The 22,936-nt window shown below is 69.6% G+C and carries 25 protein-coding genes and 1 tRNA gene; 15 read left to right on the forward strand and 11 right to left on the reverse strand.

Going from position 1 to position 22,936, the window contains the following annotated elements:
• Positions 1-9: 9 nt before the first annotated feature.
• Positions 10-906, forward strand: a complete 897-nt coding sequence (locus B3K53_RS12645) for an alpha/beta fold hydrolase (protein WP_292084757.1) — start codon at positions 10-12, stop codon at positions 904-906.
• Between the two features lie 145 nt (positions 907-1,051).
• Here B3K53_RS12645 and B3K53_RS12650 read toward each other — a convergent pair whose 3' ends face one another.
• Together B3K53_RS12650 and B3K53_RS12655 are read right to left on the reverse strand one after the other, a co-directional pair.
• Positions 1,052-1,276 (reverse strand): alkylphosphonate utilization protein, encoded by a 225-nt coding sequence (locus B3K53_RS12650; RefSeq protein ID WP_292084758.1) that lies wholly within the window; start codon positions 1,274-1,276, stop codon positions 1,052-1,054.
• Between the two features lie 50 nt (positions 1,277-1,326).
• On the reverse strand, positions 1,327-3,375 hold the full coding sequence (locus B3K53_RS12655) for an NAD(+) synthase (RefSeq protein ID WP_292084759.1): 2,049 nt from the start codon (positions 3,373-3,375) through the stop codon (positions 1,327-1,329).
• Positions 3,376-3,509: 134 nt separating this feature from the next.
• Between B3K53_RS12655 and ftsY the strand changes: the two genes are divergently transcribed.
• From ftsY to B3K53_RS12670, 3 genes are all read left to right on the forward strand, one after another.
• The gene (gene ftsY, locus B3K53_RS12660; protein WP_292084760.1) at positions 3,510-4,445 is read left to right on the forward strand and encodes a signal recognition particle-docking protein FtsY; all 936 of its coding nucleotides are present in this window, start codon (positions 3,510-3,512) and stop codon (positions 4,443-4,445) included.
• 5 nt (positions 4,446-4,450) lie between these two features.
• On the forward strand, positions 4,451-5,095 hold the full coding sequence (locus B3K53_RS12665) for an inner membrane-spanning protein YciB (protein WP_292084761.1): 645 nt from the start codon (positions 4,451-4,453) through the stop codon (positions 5,093-5,095).
• A 276-nt stretch (positions 5,096-5,371) separates the two neighbouring features.
• On the forward strand, positions 5,372-6,019 hold the full coding sequence (locus B3K53_RS12670; RefSeq protein ID WP_292084762.1) for a MarR family winged helix-turn-helix transcriptional regulator: 648 nt from the start codon (positions 5,372-5,374) through the stop codon (positions 6,017-6,019).
• Here B3K53_RS12670 and B3K53_RS12675 read toward each other — a convergent pair.
• From B3K53_RS12675 to B3K53_RS12695, 5 genes are all read right to left on the reverse strand, one after another.
• Positions 6,016-6,255: a hypothetical protein gene (locus B3K53_RS12675; protein WP_292084763.1), complete on the reverse strand. Its 240-nt coding sequence runs from the start codon at positions 6,253-6,255 to the stop codon at positions 6,016-6,018. The two genes, B3K53_RS12670 and B3K53_RS12675, sit on opposite strands and share 4 nt — an antisense overlap.
• 71 nt (positions 6,256-6,326) lie before the next feature.
• On the reverse strand, positions 6,327-6,887 hold the full coding sequence (locus tag B3K53_RS12680) for a DsbE family thiol:disulfide interchange protein (RefSeq protein ID WP_292084764.1): 561 nt from the start codon (positions 6,885-6,887) through the stop codon (positions 6,327-6,329).
• Positions 6,884-7,036, reverse strand: a complete 153-nt coding sequence (gene ccmD / locus B3K53_RS12685; protein WP_292084765.1) for a heme exporter protein CcmD — start codon at positions 7,034-7,036, stop codon at positions 6,884-6,886. Before ccmD ends, B3K53_RS12680 begins: the two co-directional genes overlap by 4 nt.
• Positions 7,037-7,058: 22 nt before the next feature.
• The gene (locus B3K53_RS12690) at positions 7,059-7,778 is read right to left on the reverse strand and encodes a heme ABC transporter permease (protein WP_292084766.1); all 720 of its coding nucleotides are present in this window, start codon (positions 7,776-7,778) and stop codon (positions 7,059-7,061) included.
• Positions 7,779-7,844: 66 nt separating this feature from the next.
• A complete protein-coding gene (locus tag B3K53_RS12695; RefSeq protein WP_292084768.1) occupies positions 7,845-8,879 on the reverse strand; it encodes an adenosine kinase in 1,035 nt (344 codons plus the stop codon).
• Positions 8,880-8,976: 97 nt separating this feature from the next.
• Here B3K53_RS12695 and B3K53_RS12700 point away from each other — a divergent pair, with 97 nt between their 5' ends.
• On the forward strand, positions 8,977-9,867 hold the full coding sequence (locus B3K53_RS12700; protein ID WP_292084770.1) for an ATP-grasp domain-containing protein: 891 nt from the start codon (positions 8,977-8,979) through the stop codon (positions 9,865-9,867).
• 176 nt (positions 9,868-10,043) lie between these two features.
• Here the strand turns inward: B3K53_RS12700 and nth are convergent, their stop codons facing one another.
• Positions 10,044-10,799, reverse strand: coding sequence for an endonuclease III (nth, locus tag B3K53_RS12705; protein ID WP_292084772.1), 756 nt, complete (start codon positions 10,797-10,799; stop codon positions 10,044-10,046).
• Positions 10,800-10,936: 137 nt separating this feature from the next.
• Here nth and B3K53_RS12710 point away from each other — a divergent pair, with 137 nt between their 5' ends.
• From B3K53_RS12710 to B3K53_RS12735, 6 genes are all read left to right on the forward strand, one after another.
• Positions 10,937-12,049, forward strand: a complete 1,113-nt coding sequence (locus tag B3K53_RS12710) for an HlyD family secretion protein (RefSeq protein ID WP_292084773.1) — start codon at positions 10,937-10,939, stop codon at positions 12,047-12,049.
• Complete coding sequence (locus tag B3K53_RS12715; protein WP_292084775.1) at positions 12,046-13,641, forward strand: DHA2 family efflux MFS transporter permease subunit; 1,596 nt, start codon at positions 12,046-12,048, stop codon at positions 13,639-13,641. The genes B3K53_RS12710 and B3K53_RS12715 overlap by 4 nt, the downstream gene beginning before the upstream one ends.
• Positions 13,641-14,240: a TetR/AcrR family transcriptional regulator gene (locus B3K53_RS12720; protein WP_292084776.1), complete on the forward strand. Its 600-nt coding sequence runs from the start codon at positions 13,641-13,643 to the stop codon at positions 14,238-14,240. The genes B3K53_RS12715 and B3K53_RS12720 overlap by 1 nt, the downstream gene beginning before the upstream one ends.
• Before the next feature lie 86 nt (positions 14,241-14,326).
• Positions 14,327-15,088 carry a creatininase family protein gene (locus tag B3K53_RS12725; protein WP_292084778.1) on the forward strand — a complete coding sequence of 254 codons (762 nt, stop codon included), beginning with the start codon at positions 14,327-14,329 and terminating at the stop codon, positions 15,086-15,088.
• Between the two features lie 55 nt (positions 15,089-15,143).
• Entirely contained in the window at positions 15,144-15,605 is a 462-nt protein-coding gene (locus tag B3K53_RS12730; RefSeq protein ID WP_292084780.1) for a phasin family protein, read from the forward strand.
• A 68-nt stretch (positions 15,606-15,673) separates the two neighbouring features.
• The gene (locus B3K53_RS12735) at positions 15,674-15,835 is read left to right on the forward strand and encodes a hypothetical protein (RefSeq protein WP_292084782.1); all 162 of its coding nucleotides are present in this window, start codon (positions 15,674-15,676) and stop codon (positions 15,833-15,835) included.
• 7 nt (positions 15,836-15,842) lie between these two features.
• Here the strand turns inward: B3K53_RS12735 and B3K53_RS12740 are convergent, their stop codons facing one another.
• The 3 genes from B3K53_RS12740 to tsaD all read right to left on the reverse strand — a co-directional run bounded on the left by B3K53_RS12740 (position 15,843) and on the right by tsaD (position 18,561).
• The gene (locus B3K53_RS12740; RefSeq protein ID WP_292084783.1) at positions 15,843-16,223 is read right to left on the reverse strand and encodes a Rieske (2Fe-2S) protein; all 381 of its coding nucleotides are present in this window, start codon (positions 16,221-16,223) and stop codon (positions 15,843-15,845) included.
• A 161-nt stretch (positions 16,224-16,384) separates the two neighbouring features.
• Positions 16,385-17,383, reverse strand: a complete 999-nt coding sequence (locus tag B3K53_RS12745) for an NAD(P)H-dependent glycerol-3-phosphate dehydrogenase (protein WP_292084784.1) — start codon at positions 17,381-17,383, stop codon at positions 16,385-16,387.
• A 41-nt stretch (positions 17,384-17,424) separates the two neighbouring features.
• On the reverse strand, positions 17,425-18,561 hold the full coding sequence (tsaD, locus tag B3K53_RS12750) for a tRNA (adenosine(37)-N6)-threonylcarbamoyltransferase complex transferase subunit TsaD (protein ID WP_292084785.1): 1,137 nt from the start codon (positions 18,559-18,561) through the stop codon (positions 17,425-17,427).
• Positions 18,562-18,611: 50 nt separating this feature from the next.
• Between tsaD and hemC the strand changes: the two genes are divergently transcribed.
• From hemC to B3K53_RS12770, 4 genes are all read left to right on the forward strand, one after another.
• Positions 18,612-19,562, forward strand: coding sequence for a hydroxymethylbilane synthase (hemC, locus tag B3K53_RS12755; RefSeq protein ID WP_292084788.1), 951 nt, complete (start codon positions 18,612-18,614; stop codon positions 19,560-19,562).
• A 3-nt stretch (positions 19,563-19,565) separates the two neighbouring features.
• Positions 19,566-20,261: a uroporphyrinogen-III synthase gene (locus tag B3K53_RS12760; protein WP_292084790.1), complete on the forward strand. Its 696-nt coding sequence runs from the start codon at positions 19,566-19,568 to the stop codon at positions 20,259-20,261.
• Positions 20,262-20,309: 48 nt separating this feature from the next.
• A tRNA-Thr gene (locus B3K53_RS12765) sits at positions 20,310-20,385 on the forward strand.
• A 127-nt stretch (positions 20,386-20,512) separates the two neighbouring features.
• Positions 20,513-22,879, forward strand: coding sequence for a glycoside hydrolase family 95 protein (locus B3K53_RS12770; protein ID WP_292084791.1), 2,367 nt, complete (start codon positions 20,513-20,515; stop codon positions 22,877-22,879).
• Positions 22,880-22,936 lie beyond the last annotated feature (57 nt).

The raw sequence follows: 22,936 nt of genomic DNA on the forward strand, positions 1-22,936 counted from the left end.
AAGACGCTCATGCCCGCCCATGCCTCGCCCTTCGCAGATCGCTACGTCGAGCGTCGCTGGACCTCGCCGGACGGCCTGAGCCTCTACGCCCGCGACTACGCCCCCGCCGAGGGTCCGGCCACGCTGCCCGTCATCGCCATCCACGGCCTGACCCGCAACAGCGCCGACTTCGGCGTCATCGCCGGGTTGATCGCTCAAAGCGGCCGCCGCGTCCTGGCGGTGGACGTGCGCGGACGCGGCCTGTCCGACCGTGCATCCGACCCCATGACCTATACGCCCGACGTCTATGCCCGCGACGTCATCGCCCTGATGGAGCAGACCGGAATCGAGAAGGCGGTCTTCCTCGGCACCTCCATGGGCGGCCTGATCACCATGGCCCTGACGGCGATCAGGCCTCAGGGCGTCGCCGCCGCCGTTCTCAACGACATCGGGCCGGAGGTGGCGTCCGAGGGTCTGGCCCGCATCGCCGAATACACCGGCCGCAAGATCGAGATCCGCAACTGGGCCGACGCCGCCGCCTACGCCCTCGACATCAACGCCGTCGCCTTCCCCCATTACGACGACGCCGACTGGGACGCCTTCGCCCGCCGCATCTTCCGCGAGGGCGAGGATGGTCGACCGGCGCTGAACTACGACCCTGACATCTCGGTCCCGATCCGGGCGGCGGGAGCCGCGGCCCTGGTCCCCGACCTGTGGCCGGCCTTTATGGGCCTGGCGACCGGGCGCCCGACCCTGCTGGTGCGCGGCGGAACCTCGGACCTGCTCAGTGCAGACATCGCCGGCCAGATGCGCGAAGCGGCGCCGTCCATGGCCTATGTCGAGGTTCCCGGGATCGGCCACGCCCCCATGCTGGACGAGCCCGAGGCCCGCGCGGCGATCCTGACCTTCCTGGCGAGCGTTAGCTAATATCCGCAGTCATTCCGGGGCGGCGAAGCCGAACCCGGAACCCAGGCGGTTGTGCAACCGGCATGGCCCGTGTTGATCTCGACCGTCTGGGGCCCGGACAGCCCTGCGGGCTTCCGGGGTGACGGCAAGAGGGGTCGCTCTAGCCCTAGGCCTTCTTCACGAACTCGGTGCGCAGGACGAGACCCCGCACCTTCTCGACATTGGCCTCGATCTCGTCGGGGTCGCCGGTCAGGCGGATGTTCTTGACTAGGGCGCCGCGCTTCAGCGTCACCCCGCCCGAGCCCTTGACCTTCAGGTCCTTGATCAGGGTCACGCTGTCGCCGTCCGCCAGCAGGTTGCCGTTGGAGTCCTTGGTCACGTCGTCGGTCATGGTCGTCTCTTTCTCGTCATCCCGACCGAAAGCCGGGGCGACGGTCCTACTCAAGCGGGGACGTTATTGTCGAGTTCGTCGAGCCAGACCCGCGCGCTGCTGTCCGACGGCGCCCGCCAGTCGCCGCGCGGCGACAGCGAGCCCCCCGTCACCACCTTGGGCCCGTTCGGCACGGCCGAGCGCTTGAACTGGCTGGTCTGGAAGAAGCGGATCAGGAACTTCCTCAGCCACCCCTTGATGGTCGGCAGGTCATAGGCGACCCGCTCCGCCTGCGGCAGGCCGGCGGGCCAGGCCCCCGTCGCCGCATCGCCCCAGGCCTGATGCGCCAGATAGGCGACCTTGGACGGCTTCAGCCCGAAGCGGCTGATGTAGAAGAGGAAGAAGTCGTTCAGGGCATAGGGGCCGACGATGCTCTGCGTCGACTGGATCGCCCCGTCGGCGCCCGCCGGGACCAGTTCCGGCGAGATTTCGGTGGCCAGAATAGCCTGCAGCGTCGGCGTCGCCGCCTCGCCCACCAGACCGCGCTCGGCCACCCAGCGGATCAGGTGCTGGATCAGGGTCTTCGCCACCCCGCCGTTGACGTTGTAGTGGCTCATTTGGTCGCCGACGCCATAGGTGCACCAGCCCAGGGCCAGCTCCGACAGGTCGCCGGTGCCCAGGACGAAGCCGTGGTTCTGATTGGCCAGACGGAACAGATAGTCGGTGCGCAGGCCCGCCTGGACGTTCTCGAAGGTGATGTCGTGCACCGGTTCGCCATTCGAGAAGGGATGGCCGATGTCGCGCAACATCTGTTCGGCGGCGGGGCGAATGTCGATCTCGGCCCCCGTCACCCCCAGCGCCTTCATCAGGGCCCAGGCGTTGGATTTCGTCCCCTCCGACGTCGCGAACCCCGGCATCGTGAAGGCCAGAATGCCGGTGCGCGGCAGCTTCAGCCGATCAAAGGCGCGACAGGCCACCAGCAGGGCCTGGGTCGAATCCAGCCCGCCCGAGACGCCGATCACCAGGGTCCTGGACCCCGTCGCCGTCATCCGCCGCATCAGGCCCTGAACCTGGATGTTGAAGGCCTCGAAGCAGTCCTGATCCAGACGCGCCGCATCGTCCGGCACGAACGGGAAACGGTCCAGCGGACGGATCAGGGCATCGCCTGGACCGTCTCCGGCCTCGAACGGGACCACGGTCGCGGCCTCGCCTTCCAGCCGGGCGCAGTCGGCGAAGGTGCCGTTGCGCAGGCGATCCAGACCGATGCGGTCCACGTCCACGTCGGCGACGGTCAGATGGCTTTCCAGCGCGAACCGCTCGCCCTCAGCCAGCCGCGCGCCCAGTTCGTGGATGGTCGCCTGACCGTCCCAGGCCAGGTCCGTCGTGCTCTCGCCCCATCCCGAGGCGGCGAAGACATAGGCCGACAGGGTGCGGGCCGACTGGCTGGCGCACAGCAGGGCGCGCTCGTCCGCCTTGCCGATGACGATGTTGGAGGCCGACAGGTTGCACAGGATGCGCGCCCCCGCGAGCGCCGCCCGCGTCGACGGCGGCTGGGGCGCCCAGAAGTCCTCGCAGATCTCAACGGCGAAGACGAAGCCGGGCCGATTGGTCGCCTCGAAGATCAGACCCGGCGCGAAATCGACGCTCGTACCGTTCAGGACCAGGCTGTCCTCGGACCGGCTGGCGGCCGGCGCGAACCAGCGCTTCTCGTAATATTCGCGGTAGTTGGGCAGATAGGTCTTGGGCACGACGCCCAGCACCTCGCCGCCGCCCAACACGACGGCGCAGTTGAACAGGGCGTCGCCGTTGCGGATTGGCGCGCCGATCACGGCGATCACGCCCGCTTCGTCCGCGACCTCGGCCAGTTCAGCGATCCGGCGTTCGACCTCTTCCAGCAGAGCCGCCTGCATCAGCAGGTCGTCGATGGCGTAGGCGCTCAGCGACAGTTCGGGGAAGACCAGCAGGTCCACGCCCGCCTCGCCCGCCTGACGGATCAGCCGCGCGTGCTCCTCGGCGTTGGCGGCCGGGTCGGCGACATGGGCCACCGGGGTCGCGGCGGCGACGCGCACGAAGCCGTGGCGGCGCGGGGCGTGGAAGGAATGCGTCTCGGACTTCGCCATCAATCTTTCCGCTCATCCCGCCATGCGGGCTCCAGAGCCCTAGGGCTGATGGATCAATATAGGGTTGCGCGGTGAAGCCAAAGGACTAGCGGTTTGTAGTGACCTGCGAACCGGCGTCGGCTAAGGCTCGCAGCATGAGCGATACGCCCAAAAAAGGCTGGTTCCAGCGACTGAGCGCGGGTCTGTCCCGGTCCTCCAAGCAGATGACCGAACAGGTCGTCTCGACCTTCGTGAAGGAGCCCCTGTCCGAAGAGGCGCTGGAGCGTCTGGAAGAGCACCTGATCGAGAGCGACCTGGGCCCCGCCGCCTCGGCCCGCATCGTCGAGCGTTTCCGCGCCTTACGCTTCGGCAAGAGCTCGGACGAGCGCGAGGTCAAGGAGGCCCTGGCCGAGGCCGTGGCCGCCGAGCTGCTGCCGCGTCAGGCCAGCTTTGATCCCCTCAGCGGGCCCAAGCCCTATGTCGTCCTGTTCGTCGGGGTGAACGGCTCGGGCAAGACCACGACCCTGGGCAAGATCGCGTCTGACCTGACGGCCAGGGGCGCCAGGGTCATGATCGTCGCCGGCGACACCTTCCGTGCCGCCGCCCGCGAACAGCTCAAGGTCTGGGCCGACCGTGCGGGCGCCCATTTCGAGAGCCGCCGCGACGGCGCCGACGCCGCCGGTCTGGCCTTTGACGCCTACACCAAGGCCAAGGCCGAGGGCTTCGACGTGGTCCTGATCGACACTGCCGGTCGCTTGCAGAACAAGTCGACCCTGATGGACGAACTGCTCAAGATCGTCCGGGTGCTCAAGAAGGTCGACGCCGACGCTCCGCACGAGACCCTGCTGGTGCTGGACGCCACCGTGGGCCGCAATGCCCTGGAACAGGAAAAGATCTTCGGCCGCACCGCCTATGTGTCTGGTGTCGTGATGACCAAGCTGGACGGCACGGCGCGCGGCGGGGTCCTGGTCCCCGTGGCCCAGGCCTCGGACGCCCCGATCAAGCTGATCGGCGTCGGCGAGGGCGTCGATGACCTGCAAGCCTTCGACGCGCGCGCGTTTTCCCGATCACTGGTCGGGCTTGAGAACTAAAGCGTATGAGTGAAGCCGTCGAAACCAAGCGCCCGCAGTGGATCCGTCAGGCCGTCGATTTCGGCGCCCTGATCGCCTTCATGGCCGCCTATTTCATCACCCGCGACATGATCAAGGCCACCTGGGTCCTGGTCATCGCCTCGGCCATCGCCCTGACCGTCGGCTTCGTGCTGGAGCGCCGCCTGGCCCCCATGCCGCTGATCACCGGCGGCTTCGCCCTGGTCTTCGGCGCCCTGACCATCCTCACCGACGACGACCTGTTCGTGAAGCTGAAGCTGACGGTGCAGAACGGCCTGCTGGCCGCCGTCCTCCTGGGTTCGATCCCGCTGAAGAAGTCGCCGTTCAAGGCCCTGCTCGGCTCGGCCATCAAGGTCACGGACCAGGCTTGGCGCACCCTGACCCTGCGCTACGGTCTCTATTTCCTCTGCGTCGCCATCGCCAACGAGGTGTTCCGCAGCCCGGCCGCCGTCACCGCCATCTGGTCGGCGCTGAACCTGGGCACGCCCGACCCCAACGGCGTCTGGACCGCCTTCCGCGGCGTCCTGTGGATCGCCGCCTCCATCTTCGGCCTGTGCCAGGTGCCGCTGATCATGAAGAACATGATCAAGGACGAGGAGCCCGGCCCCATCTCGCCCGACACGGGGCTCTAGCCCCGTCATCCCGGCCAAGCCCGCCAGGGCGCCGAGCCGGGACCGCGACAGGCGCAACCTTGGCCTGAGCGTGGCGTTCCTCTGCGGTCCCGGATAGCGACTTCACCACTTCCGGGATGACGATGACGTCGCGCCTCAAGTAGCGCGAAGCGCGGTAGGACCAGACAAAATGTCTTCAAACCGTCAGGCTTACCGTCGTCAAAGCGTAAAGCGCGACTGTTAGCTGTCGCGCCATATCCGGCCCTCTCCTCGCGGCCGGAACGGGGATCGAAGACGATGGTCAAGTCGGGCAAGCAGGCGAAGATCAAGGGCGGGCTGGCGGAATCGCCCAGCCACCTGATGCACCGGGTGCTGCAACTGGCCCTCGACATCTACGCCGAAGAGGCCGGCCCCGACGGCCTGACCCAGCGCCAGTTCGCGGTGCTGGAGGCGGTCTCAGTCCGTTCGGGCCTGACCCAGACCGATCTGGTCAAGGCCACCGGCATCGACCGTTCGACCCTGGCCGATCTGGTCGCCCGCATGACGACCAAGGGCCTGCTGGAACGCGAACGCTCGGCGCTGGACGCCCGCGCCAAGGCCGTGCGCCTCTCTGAGCTCGGTCAGGCCGCGCTGGAGGCCGCCCGCCCCCGCGTCGCCGCCGCCGACAAGCGCATCCTGGCCCTCCTGCCCAAGGCCCGCCGCGAGGGCTTCCTCGACCTGCTGACCAGCCTGACCGACGCCGCCGACGCCGCCCCCGAACAGGCCAGGGCCGAAGCCAAGATCGCCAAGAAGGCGGCCAAGGAGGCCCGCAAGGCCGAGAAGGCCGCCAAGAAGGCGCTGGACGGCGCCAAGCCGAAAAAGAAGAAGAAGGTCGTCGAACCAGCGGCTGACGCGGTTACGATCGACGCGGTCGTCATCCCGCTCAAGGACGTGGCGAAAGCCTAGACCCGGATATCCAGCAGGGAGCCCGGCCGCTGATAGCGTGCGGTCGAGGGCGCTTCGGGCGTCTGAACGGATCGCACCGGCGTGTCCGCCCGCGTCTCGACCGGAGCCGTCGCGGGCGCCGGCGCGCTCATGCCCATGGCCGCGCGGAAGAAGGCGGACTGGGAGGTTCTCAGCGCATGGGCCGCGCCGCCTGCGGGAGGCGGAAAGGCCGGACGGTCTGAAGGAATCGCGGACATGAGCCGACGATCCGCCCAAACGGTCTAGATATGGTTAATACGCGATTCACCCTGTTTCACGCCGGATGACCTCAGCGCGGCGGGGCCTTCAACGCATCGACCAGCTTCTGCAGGTCCGCGTCGGTCAGCACCGGCCCCGACGACTTGGCGACGATGGTCCCATAGGCGTCCACCGCAAAGCTCTCCGGCACGCCCGAGACGCCGAGGTCCAGCCCCGCCCGGCCTTCGCGGTCCACCAGGACCAGGGCGTAGGGATCGCCGAGTTCGTCAAGGAAGGCGCGCGTGGCGACCGGTTCGTCCTTGTAGGCCACGCCGATGACATTGACGCCTTGCGCCTTCAGTTTCATCAGCTGCGGGTGTTCCAGGCGGCAGGGCGCGCACCAGCTGGCGAACAGGTTGACGATCATCGGCTTGCCGACGCCCGCCGTCTTCAGGTCCAGCCGCTGATCGGTCTCGACCTCGCCCTGCAGGATGGGCAGGACGGTCTCGGGGATGGGCTGGCCGACCAGGGCGTCGGGCTTGTATTCACGCCCCTCGCCCGGCGCACCGGACAGCGTGTTCAGTTGCACCATCAGAAAGACGCCCAGAGCGACCAGCGCCGCAATGGGGACCAGGGCGAACCAGCGGTTCATTTGCGCGCCTCTTCCAGACGGGCCAGTTCACGCTTCCAGCGCCGGGCGGAGACCAAGGCCCGGATCGAGATGGCGGCGAGCGCCACGGCGCTGATGGCCCAGGACGACCAGACAAAGACGCCGTAGGGGCTCATGTCGAGATCCAGCATCGGCGGCTCCTTAGGCTTCCAATCAGGCTTCTTGCGCGGCGCGGGCGCGCAGCGTCAGGACGCGGCGGCGGCGCACCTCGGTGCGGATCGAGGTCAGCCAGATGGCCCCGAACAGCATCCCATAGGCCGCCATCATGGTCAGCAGGGGCGCAAGGTAAGCCGGGTCCAGACTGGTCCCCCCCGCACGCAGCAGCGAGGCCGGCTGATGCAGGGTGTTCCACCAGTCGACCGAGAACTTGACGATAGGCAGGTTGATCAGCCCGACCAGGCCCAGGACCGCCGCGGCGCGCCCGGCCTTGGCCTCGTCGTCGATCGAGGCGCGCAGGGCCATGTAGCCGAGGTAGAAGAGAAACAGCACCAGCACCGAGGTCAGCCGTGCGTCCCACACCCACCAGGTCCCCCACATGGGCTGGCCCCACAAGGAGCCGGTGATCAGGGCCAGACCCGTCAGCACCGCGCCCGGCAGGGCGGCGGCGCGGGCGGCGGCGTCGGCCAGCGGATGGCGAAACACCAGGGCGAAGAAACTCGACACGCCCAGGGCCGCATAGGCCCCCAGCCCCAGGGTCGCGGCGGGCACATGGATGAACATGATCCGCACCGTGTCGCCCTGCTGATAGTCGGCGGGCGCGGTGAAGCTGAGCCAGGTTCCGACCACCAGGAGGACAAGCGCCAGCCCCCACAGCACCGGCGTGACCGGGCGGGTGAAGCGCATGAAGCGGTCGGGATTGGCGAGGCCGAACATGGTCCGCCGATTACGCGGCGCGACGGGGAACGGCAAGCGCCCCCCGCACACAGCCCTTGATCGCGATCAGAGCTTCAGCCCGTGCTCGGCGGCCAGGGCCTCCAGCTTGACCATGGGACGCGGGCCCCAGTGGGCGATCACTTCCGAGGCGGCCAGCGACCCGAGCGCCCCGGCCTCGGCCAGCGACAGGCCGCGCGCGAGACCCAGCAGCACGCCGGCGGCGTACTGGTCGCCCGCGCCCGTGGTGTCGACCACCTTGTCGACCGGGAAGGCGGCGACCTCGACCCGTTCGTCGCCGCGGAAGATGACCGAGCCCTTTTCACCGCGCGTCACGGCGGCGACCTCGACGATGCGGCCCAGGTGGGCGGCGGCGTGATCGAAGTCCTCGGTCTCGAACAGGGCGTGCAGTTCACCTTCATTGGCCAGGACGATGTCGGCCGAGGCCTCGATGAAGGCCAGCAGTTCGGCGCGCCAGCGGTGCACGACGAAGCTGTCCGACAGGGTGATGGCGACCTTGCGGCCCGCCGCATGGGCGGCGGCGGCGGCGGCCTCGAAGGCGGCGCGGGCCGGGGCCGGGTCGAACAGATAGCCTTCCAGATAGACGATCTCGCTGGCGCCGATCAGGTCGACGTCGATGTCGGCGGTCGTCAGTTGGTTGGCCGCGCCCAGGAAGGTGCACATGGTGCGCTGGGCGTCGGGCGTGACGTTGATCAGGCAGCGGCCGGTGCCGAAGCCGGCGCCCGCGCCGTCTTCCAGAACCGGGGTGTCGAAATGGACGTGGGCGGCGCGGATGTCGTGGCTGAAGACCTCGCCGAGCGTGTCTTTCGCGACCTTGCCGATATAGGCCGCGCGACCGCCGAACGAGCCGACGCCCGCCACCGTGTTGCCGGCCGACCCGCCCGAGGCCTCGACCCCCGCTTCCATCGCGTCATAAAGGGCCGCGCTCTGGGCCTCGTCCACCAGCTGCATCGAGCCGGGCGTCAGGCCCTGAGCCTCAAGGAAGGCGGGCTCGCACGGGCTCAGCACATCGACGATGGCGTTGCCGACGGCGCAGACGTCGAAGCGGGCGCCCGAGACGGACGAAGAGGAGTTCTGGGTCATGCGCGCCCCATAGCGGGACAAGGGCCACGACGCCAGCGCCGGGCTTTTCGACGCCGCCGAAAACAGCCTATGCAGGTCGCCTCCGAGGAGCAATCGCATGACCGAAGTCGCCGTCCTGACCCCCGACCCCGCCGACCCCTCCTACGCCGGGCAATGGCCGGGCGTGCTGGACCGACTGGCGGCGGCCCTGGCCACGGCGGGGATCAAGGCGCGTCCGACGCCCTGGACCGATCACATCGAGAACGCCCACGGCCTGATGGACTTTCCCCTGGTCCTGCCCCTGATCGTCTGGGGCTACCACCGCGACCATGAGCGCTGGATGCAGGCCTGCGCGACCTGGGCCGACGCGGGCGCGCCCCTGGCCAATCCCGCAGAGGTCCTGCGCTGGAACTCCGACAAACGCTACCTGGCCCGGCTGGCGGAAAAGGGCGTGGCCATCCCGCCGACCATTTGGACCGATCACGCCAGCCCCGCCGTGGTCGAGGCGGCCTTTGCCGCCACCGGCGCCGAGCAGTTGATCGTCAAGCCCACCGTGTCCGGCGGCGCCTGGCGCACGCTCAAGGTCGCGGCGGGGGACCTGCTGGAAGACGTGCTGACCGACGCTCCGGAAGGCGGGGCCATGATCCAGCCCTTCCTGCCGACCATCGCCACGGCCGGCGAGACCTCCCTCCTCTTCTTCGGCGGCGAACTGAGCCACGTCGTCAACAAGCGCCCGGCCCACGCCGACGAGTTCCGCATCCAGGTCCAGTACGGCGGTCAGTACCAGCGGCTGGATCAGGCGCCCGAGGGCGCGCTGAGCTTGGCCGAACGCACCCTGGCCGCCATCGACGAGCCGCTGCTCTATGCTCGCATCGACATGGTCCCCGACGCCGACGGCCAGTGGCTGCTGATGGAGGCCGAACTGATCGAGCCCGACTTCTACCTCGGCGCCGCCCCCGAGGCCGGCGCCCGCTTCGGCCGCGCCGTGGCGGAGCGGCTGGGGCTCTAACAGCCCGTCCCCTCTTCTTCCGTCATCCTCCGGCGCCCGCAGGGCGACCGGGGGACCCAGCGGCGCCGAAGGCGATCTTCACGACAAGCGCGGCGTGCGGAGCTTTCGCCCTCCGGGCGCCGCTGGGTCCCCCGGTCTGCGCGGCTGCGCCGCTCGCCGGAGGATGACGACAGAAATCAAACGCCCACGAAACTCGCCCGCGACGGACACAGGTCCGCGATGACGCAGGCCCCGCACTTTGGCCGCTGCGCCAGGCAGGTGTAGCGGCCGTGCAGGATCAGCCAATGGTGGGCCTTGGGCAGCCAGGCCTCGGGCACCACCTTGTGCAGTTGGGCCTCGACCTTGTCCGGGGTCGCGGCGTTGGCCAGCCCCAGCCGGTGCGAGACCCGGAAGACGTGGGTGTCCACCGCGATGGCCGGTTCGATGCCCAGTTCGTTCAGCACCACGCTGGCGGTCTTGCGCCCCACGCCGGGCAGGGCCTGCAGATCGGCGCGGTTCAGCGGCACTTCTCCGCCGTGCTGCTCGACCAGCATCCGCGCTGCGGCGATGACGTTCTTCGCCTTGGTGCGATAGAGGCCGATGGAGGCGATCAGGGGGATCAGCCCCTCCTCGCCCAGCGCCAGCATCTTCTGCGGCGTGTCGGCCACCGCGAACAGGGCCTTGGTCGCCTTGTTGACCCCTACGTCGGTCGCCTGGGCCGACAGGGCGACGGCCACGACCAGGGTGTAGGGATTGACGAAGTCCAGCTCGGTCCTGGGATCGGGCATGACCCCCGACAGCCGGGTGAAAATCTCCTCCACCCGGTCCTCGTCCGGCGGCCAGCCGATCACCGCCCCGACCGGCGCCTTCTTCGGCGCGCGCGACCGCTTGCCCGGCGGCGGGCTGAGGGCGGCGCGGACAGCCTTGGACGGGGGACGTTGGCGGACGGTCATGCTCCCGCTTCGCCTTCCGCGAACGCGGCGTCAACCGAACGGAATCGACACGGTGCGACAAAATCGCGCAGACGCCTCTTGATTTATGGACGCTTCTGTCCATTTTACGCGCCGAAATCGAAGCGAGCTGTCTCCCCATGGCCCTCCCCGCCACTCTCAAGAAACGCCTGCCCCTGATCGTCGGCGGCGTCGTCGGCCTCGCCCTGATCGCCGGCGGCGTGGTCTGGTGGCAGGGCAAGCAGCGCTGGGAGGCGACCGACAACGCCTTCGTCCAGGCTGACACCGTCTCGGTCAGCCCCCGCATCAGCGGTTCGGTGATCGAGGTCCTGGTCAGGGACAACCAGCGCGTCGAGGCCGGTCAGGTCCTGGCCCGTCTGGACGACGCCGACGCCAAGGCGGCGCTGGCCCAGGCCCAGGCCAATCTGTCGGCCCTGACCGCCGCCGTGGCCAATGTCGACGCCCGCGCCGAACAGGAACAGGCCAATATCGCCGCTCGCGCCGCCGCCGTGACCCAGGCCGACGCCCAGGCCAAGCTGGCCCGCGCCGAGGTCGATCGCTACGGCAAGCTGGCCGAGCAGGGCTGGGTGTCGCAGCAGCGCATCGAGACCCAGCGCGCCACCGCTGAAACCGCCCGCGCCTCGGTCGCCCAGGCCCAGGCCGCCCTGACCGCTGAACAGCGCACCGCCGCCGTCCTCGGCTCGACCCGCAGCCAGAGCGTCGCCGCCGTCGAGCAGGCCCGCGCCCTGGTCGAACAGGCTCAACTGACCCTCGACCGCACTGTCATCCGCGCCCCCGTCGCCGGCGTCGTCGGCGCTCGCGGCGTGCGCGTCGGCCAGGTGGTGCAGGCCGGCGGACAGATGATGTCCATCGTGCCGGTGCAGGACACCTATGTGGTGGCCAACTTCAAGGAGACCCAGGTCGGCCGCATGCGTCTGGGCCAGACGGTCGAGATCAAGGCCGACGCCTTCCCGGGCCAGGCAATCGTCGGCCGCGTCGACAGCTTCGCCCCCGCCACCGGCTCTGAGTTCGCCCTGATCCCGGTCGAGAACGCCACCGGCAACTTCACCAAGATCACACAGCGCGTGCCGGTCCGCATCGTCGTCGACCGCCGCGCCTCGGGCGAGTCCGTCACCCTGCGCCCCGGTCTGTCGGTCGAGGTCAAGGTCGACCTGAAGAGCCAGGGCGGCGCCGCCTTCGCCGACGCCCATCTGGGCGACGTCGCCGTCGCCTCGCTGGACACGGCCCGGTGACCGAGGCCGCCCCGGCGGAGGGTCTGGTCGCAGTCGCGGTCTCGGCCAAACCAGACATCAACTGGACCGTCCTTCTGCTCGGCTTCGCCGGCATGGTCATCGGCCAGTTCATGGCCATCCTGGACATCCAGATCGTCGCCGCCTCCCTGCCCCAAATTCAGGCCGGGGTCGGCGCCTCGGCCGACGAGATCAGCTGGATCCAGACCGCCTATCTGATCCCCGAGGTCGTGATGATCCCCCTGTCGGGATACCTGTCGCGGCTGTGGGGCACGCAGAAGCTGTTCCTGGCCTCCTGCACCGGCTTCCTGATCATGAGCGTGGTCGTGGGCCTGTCGTCCTCGGTCGAGATGATGATCTTCTTCCGCGCGCTGCAGGGCTTCCTCGGCGGGGCCATGATCCCGACCGTTTTCGCCGTGGCCTTCACCGCCTTCCCGCCCGAAAAGCGCGTCACCGCCAGCGTCATCATGGGTCTGATCGTCACCCTGGCCCCCACCGTCGGCCCGACCCTGGGCGGCCACCTGACCGAGGCGCTCAGCTGGCGCTGGCTCTTCTTCATCAACGTCTTCCCCGGCGTGCTCGTCCTCTTCCTGGTCAGCCGCTACGCCCACTTCGACAAGGGCGACCCGTCGCTGGCCAAGGGCTTCGACTGGTGGGGTCTGGGCCTGATGGCGGCTTTCCTGATGAGCCTGCAATTCGTGCTGGAGGAAGGAGCTAAAAATGACTGGTTCGCCGACGACCACATCCTGCTGCTCAGCCTGGTCGCGGCCATCTGCGGCCCGGCCTTCATCTGGCGCTCGCTGACCTATTTCAATCCGATCGTCGAGCTGCGCGCCTTCGCCAACCGCAACTTCGTCGTCGGGGTCGTCATGACCTTCATCGTGGGCGCGGCCCTGTTCGGCGGCACCTTCCTGCTGCCCCTCTTCCTCGGCCGGGTGCGCGAGTATTCGGCGGCCGAGGTCGGCACCACCATGGTCGTCTCGGGGCTGGCCATGTTCCTCACCGCCCCCTTCGCCGGGCGGCTGGTGCGCGCCGTCGACCCCCGCATCCTGATGTTCCTCGGCTTCATGCTGTGCGCCTGGGGGATGTGGGACGCGAGACTGGTGACCGGAGACTGGGGCTTCTGGGAGTTCGCCGGGGTTCAGGCCGTGCGCGGCTGCGGCGTCATGATCGCCATGATCGCCTCGCAGCAGGTGACCATGTCCACCCTGCCGCCGCACATGGTCAAGAACGCCTCGGGTCTGGTGAACCTGTCGCGCAACGTCGGCGGCGCCTTCGGCCTGGCCATCCTCAACACCTCCCTGACCCAGAATTCGGCCCTGCACATGGTCGAGCTGACCAGCGCCATCAACCAGTCGGACACGGCGGCGCGCAACATGATCGCCGGCATGGCCCAGCGCTTCTCGGCCTCCATCGACCCCCAGGCCGCCGCGATGAAGGCCTTCTACGGCATGCTGCAGAAGCAGGCGACGACCCTGGCCTTCGGCGACGCCTTCGCCCTGCTGGCGGTGGCCTGCGCCTGCGCCGCCTTCGTCACCCTGCTGTCCAAGCCCGGCAAGCCCGATCCCTCGGCCGGCCCGTCCGAGGTCCACTGATGCCCCGCGCCCCCGGTCAGGTCGACGAACACAAGAGCGAAGCCATCCTCCAGGCCGCCTCGGACCTGTTCGTGGAAAAGGGGGCGGGCGCCTCGATGACCGAGATCGCCCGACGCGCCGGCGTGTCGAAACAGACCCTCTACAACCGCTTTCCGACCAAGCTCGACATCGCCCGCGCCCTGGCCGCCCGGCGCTCGGACGCGGTGACGGCGCCGCTGAAATCCGGAGCCACGCCCGAAGAGGTTCTGAGCGCCATCGCCGAGACCCTGATCCGCAAGATCTGCAGCGAGGGCAAGGGCGCTTCCCTGCGCGGCGTGGCCCTGATGTCGCCCCAGGCCCCTGAACTGGCTCGCGCCATCTACGACGCCGGACCGGGCGAGAGCGTGCGCCGCATCGCCGCCTGGCTGGCCGAGCAGGAACGACTGGGCCTGTTGTCCGTGCCCGATCCCGCCGCCGCCGCCGAGATGTTCGCCGGCATGGTCCTGGGCCACGGCCACCTGCGGTCGGTCCTGGGCCTGCCGCACCCGCATCAGGACGACGTCCCGGGTCGCGCCCGCGAGACGGCCCGCCGCTTCATCCGCGCCTTCGCTCCGACCTAGGCGCCAACCCGAGCGCGGCGTTTGGCCCTTTCGCCGGATCGGCGTAAAGCGCCGAGGTCTTTCTGCCCCCCTCGCGGAGTTCTCCCATGCTGATCCACCTGTCGTCCTGGCCCGAGATCGACGCGCGCCTGAAGGACGGCGCCGCCCTGTCCAAGACGGTCATCGTGCCGATCGGCTCCAACGAGCAGCATGGCCCGACCGGCCTGCTGGGCACCGACTGGCTCTGCCCCGAGATCATCGCCCAAGCCGCCGAGAAGGGCGACGAGCGCCTGATCATCGCTCCGACCTTCAACATCGGCATGGCCCAGCATCACCTGGCCTTCCCCGGCACCATCTCCTTGCGCCCCTCGACCTTCATGGCCGCCATCACCGACTGGGTGTCGTCGCTGGCCCGTCACGGCTTCGAGCGCATCTACTTCCTCAACGGCCACGGCGGCAACGTCGCCACCATCGAGGCCACCTTCTCGGAAATCTACGCCGAGTGGTCCTTCGTCGAGGAGCAACCTCCGTTTATCCTGAAGCTGCGCAACTGGTGGGACCTGCCCGGCGTGCACAAGCTGTGCGAGGAGATCTTCCCCGTCGGTCACGGCGCCCACGCCACTCCGTCCGAGATCGCGGTGACCCAGGCCGCCTATCCCGACCACATCAAGATCGCCGACTACAGCCCCAAGATCGCCCCCATGGGCCCGATCCGCGACGCGCTCGACTACCGCGCCCGCTTCCCGGACGGCCGCATCGGCTCGGACCCGGCCCAGGCCAGCCCCGAGAAGGGCCAGCGCATCATCGACGCCTCCATCCCGGCGCTGATCCAGGACGTCTCGGCCTTCGCCGCCGAAGTCCTGCCCTGAAGCTAAGGGGCCTGATCCGCTTGCCCCGCGAGCGGAACAGGCCCAGGCTCACCGCATGAACCCCATTGCTCGCGCCGCCCGCACCGCCCGCGTCGGACAGGAGACCGCCGAGGCCTCGGCCCAGGTCATCGCCCGGCGTCTGGCCATCATGGGCGAGGCCCTGGCCGACCCTTTGCGCGCCGATCACGCCGAGCTGGGGCGGATGGGCGTGGAAAAGGTCGAGGCCCTGACGGCCTCGGCCGGGGCCGTGGCCACAGGCGCCCTCGATCTGGCCGACCAGGGCCGCCGCATCGCCGACCGCGAGGGTCTTGAAGCCTCGGCCCACCTGGCCCGGCTGGCCGGCGTCGACAGCCTGGCCGGCGCCGCGGCCCTGCAGGCCGCCTGGGGCATGGGCGTGTGGTCAAGGGCCATCGCTGACGGCTGGGGCCTGGGCGAGGCCATGCTGAAGCTGCAGGCCGAGGCCCTGTCGCCGATCCACGCCGCCGTCGTGGCCAACGCCGAACGCCTGAAACCCTGATTCAAGGCGGCGTGATGGAACGCCGTCCCGCCGCCCGTGTTGCTTGCGTGTCCAGCAAGGAGCCCGACATGGCCGAAGACCCCAAGAAGACCGATCCCCATCCCGGCATGATGGGCGACGGCACCGAGGAACAGAACCTCAACCAGCCCGGCGACCCGTCCAAGCGGATCACCGAGGAAGAGGTCGACGACGCCTTCACCAAGGACCCCAAGATCGTCCCGAAGGAATAGCCCGACCTCAGGCCGTCCGGATGATCCCGCCCCTGGCCTCGACCGGCCAGGGCGTCAGCTTGCCGCCCGCGCACGGTCCGCCGACGCAGGCGCCCGACAGCGGCTCGAACACCGCTCCGTGCCAACCGCACAGGATCAGCGACCCGTCCGGCGTCAGATAGCGGTCCAGTTCCATGGCGATGGGGAAGCCCGCGTGCGGACAGCGGTCGACCCAGCCCGCGACCGCGCCGTCCTTCTTGACCACGAAGCCGTGGAAGAAGGCTTCGCCGATCTGCAGCACGAAGCCGCGCGAGCCGGGATCGGCGATGTCGTCTTCCGCGCACAGGGGCACGTTCGGCGGCGTCTTCCAGACGCGCTTACGCTCTTCGGCGACGGGCTGGTCCGTCATCCCCACACCCGCTCATCCCCGCGGAGGCGGGGACCCAGTACTTTGGCCAGAAGTGCTTTGGCCAGAGACGGCGCACGTTGAATAGAGATGGGCATGGGTCTGAGAAACGGCTCGAACTGGGTCCCCGCCTCCGCGGGGATGAGCGGAAAAATGCGGGCTGACTATTCGCGTTCGGGCTTGAGCGGCCGGGTCAGCAGGGCCTCGATGGCCGCGTCCACCGTGGTCTCGCCCGCCAGGACGGCGGCGACGGCCTCGCAGATGGGGGTCTCGACGCCCAGCTTGCGGGTCAGCTCGCGCACCGCGGGCGCGCTCTCATAGCCCTCGGCCACCGACCGCTTGCCGGCCAGGGCCTGCTCCACGCTCATCCCCTGACCCAGGGCCAGACCCAGACTCATGTTGCGCGACTGCGGGCTGGAGCAGGTCAGGACCAGATCGCCCAGGCCGCACAGGCCGGCGACCGTCTCGGCCTTGCCGCCCAGGGCCTGGGCCACGCGGACGATCTCGGCGAAGCCGCGGGTGATGACGGCGGCGTGGGCGCTGCGGCCCAGTTCGCGGCCCTCGACGATGCCGCAGGCGATGGCCAGGACGTTCTTCAAGGCCCCGCCCGTCTCGGCCCCGATCAGGTCGTCGGCCAGATAGGGTCGGAAGACCGGCCCCGACAGGGCCGTGGCCAGGGCGACCGCCATGTCCTCGTCCTCGCAGGCGATGGTGACGGCGCTGGGCAGGCCGCGCGCCACCTCGGCGGCGAAGCTGGGGCCCGACAGGACGGCAGGGGTCGCCGAGGGGACGGTCTCGGCCAGCACCTCGGTCATCAGCTTCAGCGAGCCGCGCTCGACGCCCTTGGCGCACAGGACGATGGGCAGGCCGGGCCGGGCGTAGGGGGCGAAGGCCTGAAGCGTCGCCCGCATATGCTGGGCCGGGGGCACCGCCAGAATCAGATCGCAGTCGGCCAGATCGGCCAGGTTCGAGGTGACGTTGATGGCCGAGTCCAGCTCGATCCCCGGCAGGAAGGCGTCATTGACCCGCCGCGTGCGGATGCTCTCGATGACCTCCGGCTCGCGCGCCTGCAGGACGACCGCCAGGCCCGCCGCCGCCGCGCTCTGCGCCAGGGCCGTGCCCCATGCGCCGCCGCCAATCACGCCTGCCGTATGAAATTCCATGTCTTCTCCGGTCCCCCGACCACCGCTCGAACGCCGGCAGATCAAGCCTTGGCGCCCTTGCGGCCCGTTTTCTTGTGCACAGGATCGGCGTTCGCGCGCGCCTCGTCCAGAGGCCATCGCGGCCGGGCGGCGACATCGATGTCCGAGGTCAGGCCTTTTTCCAGCCGCTCGGCCCCTGCCAGGGCGATCATGGCCGCGTTGTCGGTGCAATAGACCATGGGCGGCGCCAGGAAGCTGAAGCCGTGCTTGGTCGCCAGATCCTCCAGCGTGCGCCGGATCGTCTTGTTGGCCGCCACGCCCCCAGCGACGACGAAATGCAGAACCTCATGCTGCTCTGCATACGCGACCATGGCCCGCTCGGTCCGCTCGGCCAGTTGACGCGCGATGGCCTTCTGCACCGCATCGGCCAGATCGGCCTTGTCCTGCTCGCTCGTACAGGTCTGGGCCAGCCGCGAGGCCGCCGTCTTCAGGCCCGAGAAGGAGAAGTCGCAGTCCTTGCGCCCCAGCAGGGCGCGCGGCAGGTCAAAGCGCGACCCGTCGCCCTTCTCGGCCAGCTTCTCCAGCGCCGGCCCGCCGGGGTAGCCCAGCCCCATGGCCTTGGCGATCTTGTCGAAGGCCTCGCCCGCCGCGTCGTCGATGGTGGTGCCCAGCCGGCTCATGTCGCCGATGCCTCGCACCTCCAGCAACTGACAATGCCCGCCCGAGACCAGCAGCAGCAGGAAGGGATAGGTCGTCTCCGCCCCCAGCCGCGCCGACACGGCGTGGCCTTCCAGATGGTTGACCGCGATCAGCGGCAGGTCGCGCGCCAGAGCCACGGCCTTGCCGTAGCTCAGCCCCACCATGACCCCGCCGACCAGTCCCGGCCCGGCGGTCGCCGCCACCCCGTCCAGCGCCGCATAGTCGATCCCGGCCTCAAGCATGGCCCGGCGGGCGACGCCGTCGATCATCTCGACATGGCTGCGCGCGGCGATTTCCGGCACCACCCCGCCGAAAGCCGCGTGCTCGTCGATCTGGCTGTGAATGACGCTGGACAGGACCTCGGCCCCGGCCGCCGACAGGCGCACCACCGAGGCGGCGGTCTCGTCGCAGCTGGTCTCCAGACCCAGCACGGTCAATCCGTCCGATCGCCGTTCGGTTGCCCCCGTCGTTCCGCTGCTATAGTCCGCGCCAGTGTTCATCGGGTCGAGGTAGCGGCCCGGTTCCCCTTTCGCAACGGCTGCGCGACCTCATGACCCCGCTTCTCCGCATCGGCACCCGCCGCTCCAGGCTGGCCCTGGCCCAGTCCGGCATGATGCAGCGCGCCATCGGCCGCGCGCTGGGCGTCGCCGAGGCCGACATCGAAACCCTGGTCCCCCTGGTCGAGATCGTCACCACCGGCGACCGGATTCAGGACCGCCGTCTGCTCGAAGTCGGCGGCAAGGCTCTCTTCACCAAGGAGATCGAGGAGGCCCTGCTCGACGGCCGCGTCGATGTCGCCGTCCACTCGATGAAGGACGTCCCCGCCGAACAGCCCGAGGGGCTGGCCATCGCCGCCGTCCCCGAGCGCGAAGACGCCCGCGACGGCTTCATCAGCGCGCATTTCGCCAGCTTCGCCGACCTGCCCCACGGCGCCCGCCTCGGCACCGCCTCGCTGCGGCGGCAAGCGCAAGCCCTGGCCCTGCGCCCCGACCTGCAGATCGAGATGCTGCGCGGCAATGTCGACACCCGGCTGAAGCGGCTCAAGGACGGCGACTTCGACGCCATCCTCCTGGCCTGTTCCGGCCTGAACCGTCTCGGCTTCTCCGAGGTCATCCGCGAGCGCCTGTCGCTGGACGATTTCCTGCCCGCCCCGGGCCAGGGCGCCCTGGCCATCCAGACGCGCGAGGGCGACGCCGACGCCGACTGGACCCGCGCCCTCAACCACGACCTGACCGCGCTTTGCGTCGCCGCCGAGCGCGGCGCCATGACCGCGCTGGAAGGCTCGTGCCGCACCGCCATCGGCGCCTACGCCCTGATCGAGAACGGGACCCTGCGCCTGACCACGGAAATGCTCAGCCCCGACGGCTCGGCCCGCTGGCGCCGCGTCGGGGAAATCTCGGGCGTTTCGTCCTCAACCGCCCTCGACCACGCTCGCGCCCTCGGCCTGCGTCTCGGCGGCGAGGTCCAGGCCGAGGCCGGCGACCAGAAGATCGACCTCTAGGCCATGCGGCCGATCCGCCGCGTCTGGATCACCCGCGCCCAGCCCGGCGCCGCGCGCACCGCCGCCCGGCTGACGGCGCTCGGCTTCCAGCCCGTGGTCGCCCCCCTGCTGGCTATTCGCCCCCTGCCCGACGCCCTCGACGCCGCGCCTGACTTCGCCTCGGTCGCGGCCCTGGCCTTCACCAGCCCCAACGGCGTCTCCGCCTTCGCCGCCCTGACGCCGGACTTGCGCGACCTTCCCGTCTTCGCGGTCGGCGACGCCACCGCCGAGGCCGCCCGCGACGCCGGCTTCACCGACGCCCGCTCGGCCGCCGGCGACATCCACGCCCTCGCCCGCCTCATCGCCGCCAGCCCGATCCACGGCCTGATCCTCGCCCCCGGCGCCCGCGAGCCCGCCGGCGACCTGCCCGCTCTCCTGCCCGAACACGCCGTCCGACGCCTGCAGGTCTACGCCGCCGAGGAGACCGACGTGGCCCCGCCCGCCGATTTCGACGCCGTCCTGCTGCATTCGCCCCGCGCCGCCCGCGCCTTCGCCCGCATCGCGACACCCGAGACCGTCGCAAACCGCCTCGCCGTCTGCATTTCCGCCGCCGCCGCGGCCCCGCTGACGGCCTTCAGCTTCACCGAAATCCGCACCGCCGACGCCCCGGATGAAAACTCCGTGCTGACAGCGCTTGGCAAGTCCGCCGGACCCGTATAAAGACCCGACCTCGCGCGGCCACCGACACTCGTCAGGCCGCCGACCGGAGCCGCTTTAGCTCAGCCGGTAGAGCACATCATTCGTAATGATGGGGTCAGGTGTTCGAGTCACCTAAGCGGCACCACTCTCTTCAGACAGCCTGAATCGTTTCGACCCGATCGCCTGGGGCCAGCCTGCGTGCGCGCCGTATTGCGCCGCTGTTCTTCATCGTATCATACTACTAATTGATCCGAAAAGATGGGGAAGCGGGAATGACGACGTTCAAGGCGGGTGCGGCAGGCTTCAATCGACGGCGACTGCTGATGGGCGCCGCGGCCACGGCGGCCTTCGCGGGCGCAGGGCCGATGGTCCTGGCCCAGCCGACCGTCGTTCCCCTGCCGCGCATCGGCGACGAGGCCGAGCCCAAGCTCTGGTACCGTAATCCGGCCGAGGCCTGGGTCGAGGCCCTGCCGGTCGGCAACGGGCGGCTGGGCGCCATGGTCTTCGGCGGGGTCGCCCGCGAGCGACTGCAACTGAACGAGGACAGCCTGTGGGCCGGCGGCCCCTATGATCCCTCCAGCCCCGACGCGCTCGAGGCCCTGCCCGAGGTGCGCCGCCTGATTTTCGAGGGCCGCTATCCGGAGGCGCAGGCTCTGGCCCAGGCCCGGATGATGGCCCGGCCGATCCGGCAGATGAGCTATCAGACCATCGGCGACCTGCTCCTGACCTTCGGCGTCCGATCGGGCGCGAGCGGCTATCGGCGTGAGCTGGATCTGGATCAGGCCCTGGCCACGACGGAGTACCGCCTGGACGGCGTCGGCTATCGCCGCGAAGTGTTCGCTTCACGCCCCGACGACGTCATCGTCGTGCGGCTGACCGCCGACCGCCCGGGCGCGCTGAGCTTCGACGCCGGCTTCGAGACGCCCCAGGCGGGCGACGCCGCCGTCGAGAACGGGGATCTGGTCCTGACCGGCCGCAACGGTTCCCAGTTCGACATCCCCGCCGCGCTGAGATTCGAAACCCGGGTTCGCATCCTGCCGCGCGGCGGGCGTGCGTTCGGCAAGGACGGCGCCCTGCGCGTCGAAGGCGCCGACGAGGCCCTGATCCTGATCGCCATGGCCACCAGCCACGTGGGACCCAAGGACGTCAGCGCCGATCCGCGCGCCCGGACCCTGGCCGCCCTGGCGAGGCTGGATGCGGATTTCGACCGGCTGAAGGCGCGCCATCTGGCGGACTACCAGCCCCTGTTCCGGCGCGTCGGTTTCGCCGTCGGGACCACCGAGGCCGCGCAAAGGCCGACCGACCAGCGGGTCGCCAGTTCCGCCACCCTGGACGATCCGGCTTTGGCGGCCCTCTACTTCCAGTACGGCCGCTACCTGCTGCTGTCCTGTTCGCGCCCAGGGACCCAGCCGGCCAATCTGCAAGGCCTGTGGAACGACAAGACCAGCCCGCCGTGGGGCTCGAAATACACGATCAACATCAATACCGAGATGAACTACTGGCCCGCTGAACCCCTGGCCATGCAGGAGTGCGTCGAGCCCCTGATCGCCATGGTCAAGCAGATGGCCGAGACCGGCGCCGTCACCGCCCGCGTCAACTACGGCGCGCGCGGCTGGGTCTGCCATCACAACACCGACCTGTGGCGCGCCACCGCCCCCATCGACGGGGCCCGTTTCGGCCTGTGGCCCATGGGCGGCGCCTGGCTGTGCGAACACCTGTGGGACCACTACGACTACGGCCGCGACAAGGCCTATCTGGCCGAGGTCTATCCGGTGATGAAGGGGGCGGCCCAGTTCTTCCTCGACACCCTGGTCGAGCACCCGGACGGCTCGGGCCTGGTCACCTGTCCGTCGCTGTCGCCGGAGAACCTGCACCCGTTCGGGGCCGCGGTCTGCGCCGGCCCCGCCATGGACAGCCAGATCCTGCGCGACCTGTTCGCCCATGTCGCCGAGGCCTCGCAGATCCTGCGCAAGGACGCCGCTTTCCGCCGTGAGGTGCTGGCCGCCCGCGCCCGCCTGCCCGCCGACCGCATTGGCAAGGCTGGCCAGTTGCAGGAATGGCTGGAGGACTGGGACATGGCGGCGCCCGAGCCGCACCACCGCCACGTCTCGCACCTCTACGCCCTCTTCCCCAGCTGGCAGATCTCGCGCCGCGACACCCCTGATCTCGCCCTGGCCGCCCGGACCTCGTTGGAGCAGCGCGGCGACCTGTCGACCGGCTGGGCCATCGGCTGGCGCATCAACCTGTGGGCGCGCCTGGGCGACGGCGACCGGACCCACCGCGTGCTCAGGCTGCTGCTGGGCCCGGAACGCACCTATCCCAATCTGTTCGACGCCCATCCGCCCTTCCAGATCGACGGCAATTTCGGCGGAACCAACGGCATGGCCGAGATGATCGTCCAGTCGCGACCGGGAGAGATCGAGATCCTGCCCGCCCTGCCCTCCGCCTGGCCGAAGGGCTGGTTGCGCGGCGTCCGGGCGCGCGGCGGCTTCGGCCTCGATGTCGCCTGGGCTGACGGACGACCGACCGAGGTGGTGCTGCGCGGCGCGCCGGACGACGAAACGCGGGTCCGCCACGCCGACGTCGTCCGCACCGTGAAGATCCCGCCGAGCGGAGAGACGCGCCTGGACTTCGCCTGACGCAGCGACAGCGCACTTGAAGGTATAAGCATATCTTTATATGTCTGTCGGCCTCAC

The organism is Brevundimonas sp. UBA7506 (genome assembly GCF_002479495.1).
In the GTDB taxonomy this organism is placed as follows: domain Bacteria; phylum Pseudomonadota; class Alphaproteobacteria; order Caulobacterales; family Caulobacteraceae; genus Brevundimonas.

What these genes read in the sequence shown, in the direction of transcription:
- B3K53_RS12645 (WP_292084757.1), top strand. Translation starts at nt 10, where the DNA reads ATGCCCGCCCATGCCTCGCCCTTCGCAGATCGCTACGTCGAGCGTCGC.
- B3K53_RS12650 (WP_292084758.1), bottom strand. Translation starts at nt 1,276, where the DNA reads ATGACCGACGACGTGACCAAGGACTCCAACGGCAACCTGCTGGCGGAC.
- B3K53_RS12655 (WP_292084759.1), bottom strand. Translation starts at nt 3,375, where the DNA reads ATGGCGAAGTCCGAGACGCATTCCTTCCACGCCCCGCGCCGCCACGGC.
- ftsY (WP_292084760.1), top strand. Translation starts at nt 3,510, where the DNA reads ATGAGCGATACGCCCAAAAAAGGCTGGTTCCAGCGACTGAGCGCGGGT.
- B3K53_RS12665 (WP_292084761.1), top strand. Translation starts at nt 4,451, where the DNA reads ATGAGTGAAGCCGTCGAAACCAAGCGCCCGCAGTGGATCCGTCAGGCC.
- B3K53_RS12670 (WP_292084762.1), top strand. Translation starts at nt 5,372, where the DNA reads ATGGTCAAGTCGGGCAAGCAGGCGAAGATCAAGGGCGGGCTGGCGGAA.
- B3K53_RS12675 (WP_292084763.1), bottom strand. Translation starts at nt 6,255, where the DNA reads ATGTCCGCGATTCCTTCAGACCGTCCGGCCTTTCCGCCTCCCGCAGGC.
- B3K53_RS12680 (WP_292084764.1), bottom strand. Translation starts at nt 6,887, where the DNA reads ATGAACCGCTGGTTCGCCCTGGTCCCCATTGCGGCGCTGGTCGCTCTG.
- ccmD (WP_292084765.1), bottom strand. Translation starts at nt 7,036, where the DNA reads ATGCTGGATCTCGACATGAGCCCCTACGGCGTCTTTGTCTGGTCGTCC.
- B3K53_RS12690 (WP_292084766.1), bottom strand. Translation starts at nt 7,778, where the DNA reads ATGTTCGGCCTCGCCAATCCCGACCGCTTCATGCGCTTCACCCGCCCG.
- B3K53_RS12695 (WP_292084768.1), bottom strand. Translation starts at nt 8,879, where the DNA reads ATGACCCAGAACTCCTCTTCGTCCGTCTCGGGCGCCCGCTTCGACGTC.
- B3K53_RS12700 (WP_292084770.1), top strand. Translation starts at nt 8,977, where the DNA reads ATGACCGAAGTCGCCGTCCTGACCCCCGACCCCGCCGACCCCTCCTAC.
- nth (WP_292084772.1), bottom strand. Translation starts at nt 10,799, where the DNA reads ATGACCGTCCGCCAACGTCCCCCGTCCAAGGCTGTCCGCGCCGCCCTC.
- B3K53_RS12710 (WP_292084773.1), top strand. Translation starts at nt 10,937, where the DNA reads ATGGCCCTCCCCGCCACTCTCAAGAAACGCCTGCCCCTGATCGTCGGC.
- B3K53_RS12720 (WP_292084776.1), top strand. Translation starts at nt 13,641, where the DNA reads ATGCCCCGCGCCCCCGGTCAGGTCGACGAACACAAGAGCGAAGCCATC.
- B3K53_RS12725 (WP_292084778.1), top strand. Translation starts at nt 14,327, where the DNA reads ATGCTGATCCACCTGTCGTCCTGGCCCGAGATCGACGCGCGCCTGAAG.
- B3K53_RS12730 (WP_292084780.1), top strand. Translation starts at nt 15,144, where the DNA reads ATGAACCCCATTGCTCGCGCCGCCCGCACCGCCCGCGTCGGACAGGAG.
- B3K53_RS12735 (WP_292084782.1), top strand. Translation starts at nt 15,674, where the DNA reads ATGGCCGAAGACCCCAAGAAGACCGATCCCCATCCCGGCATGATGGGC.
- B3K53_RS12740 (WP_292084783.1), bottom strand. Translation starts at nt 16,223, where the DNA reads ATGACGGACCAGCCCGTCGCCGAAGAGCGTAAGCGCGTCTGGAAGACG.
- B3K53_RS12745 (WP_292084784.1), bottom strand. Translation starts at nt 17,383, where the DNA reads ATGGAATTTCATACGGCAGGCGTGATTGGCGGCGGCGCATGGGGCACG.
- tsaD (WP_292084785.1), bottom strand. Translation starts at nt 18,561, where the DNA reads ATGAACACTGGCGCGGACTATAGCAGCGGAACGACGGGGGCAACCGAA.
- hemC (WP_292084788.1), top strand. Translation starts at nt 18,612, where the DNA reads ATGACCCCGCTTCTCCGCATCGGCACCCGCCGCTCCAGGCTGGCCCTG.
- B3K53_RS12760 (WP_292084790.1), top strand. Translation starts at nt 19,566, where the DNA reads ATGCGGCCGATCCGCCGCGTCTGGATCACCCGCGCCCAGCCCGGCGCC.
- B3K53_RS12770 (WP_292084791.1), top strand. Translation starts at nt 20,513, where the DNA reads ATGACGACGTTCAAGGCGGGTGCGGCAGGCTTCAATCGACGGCGACTG.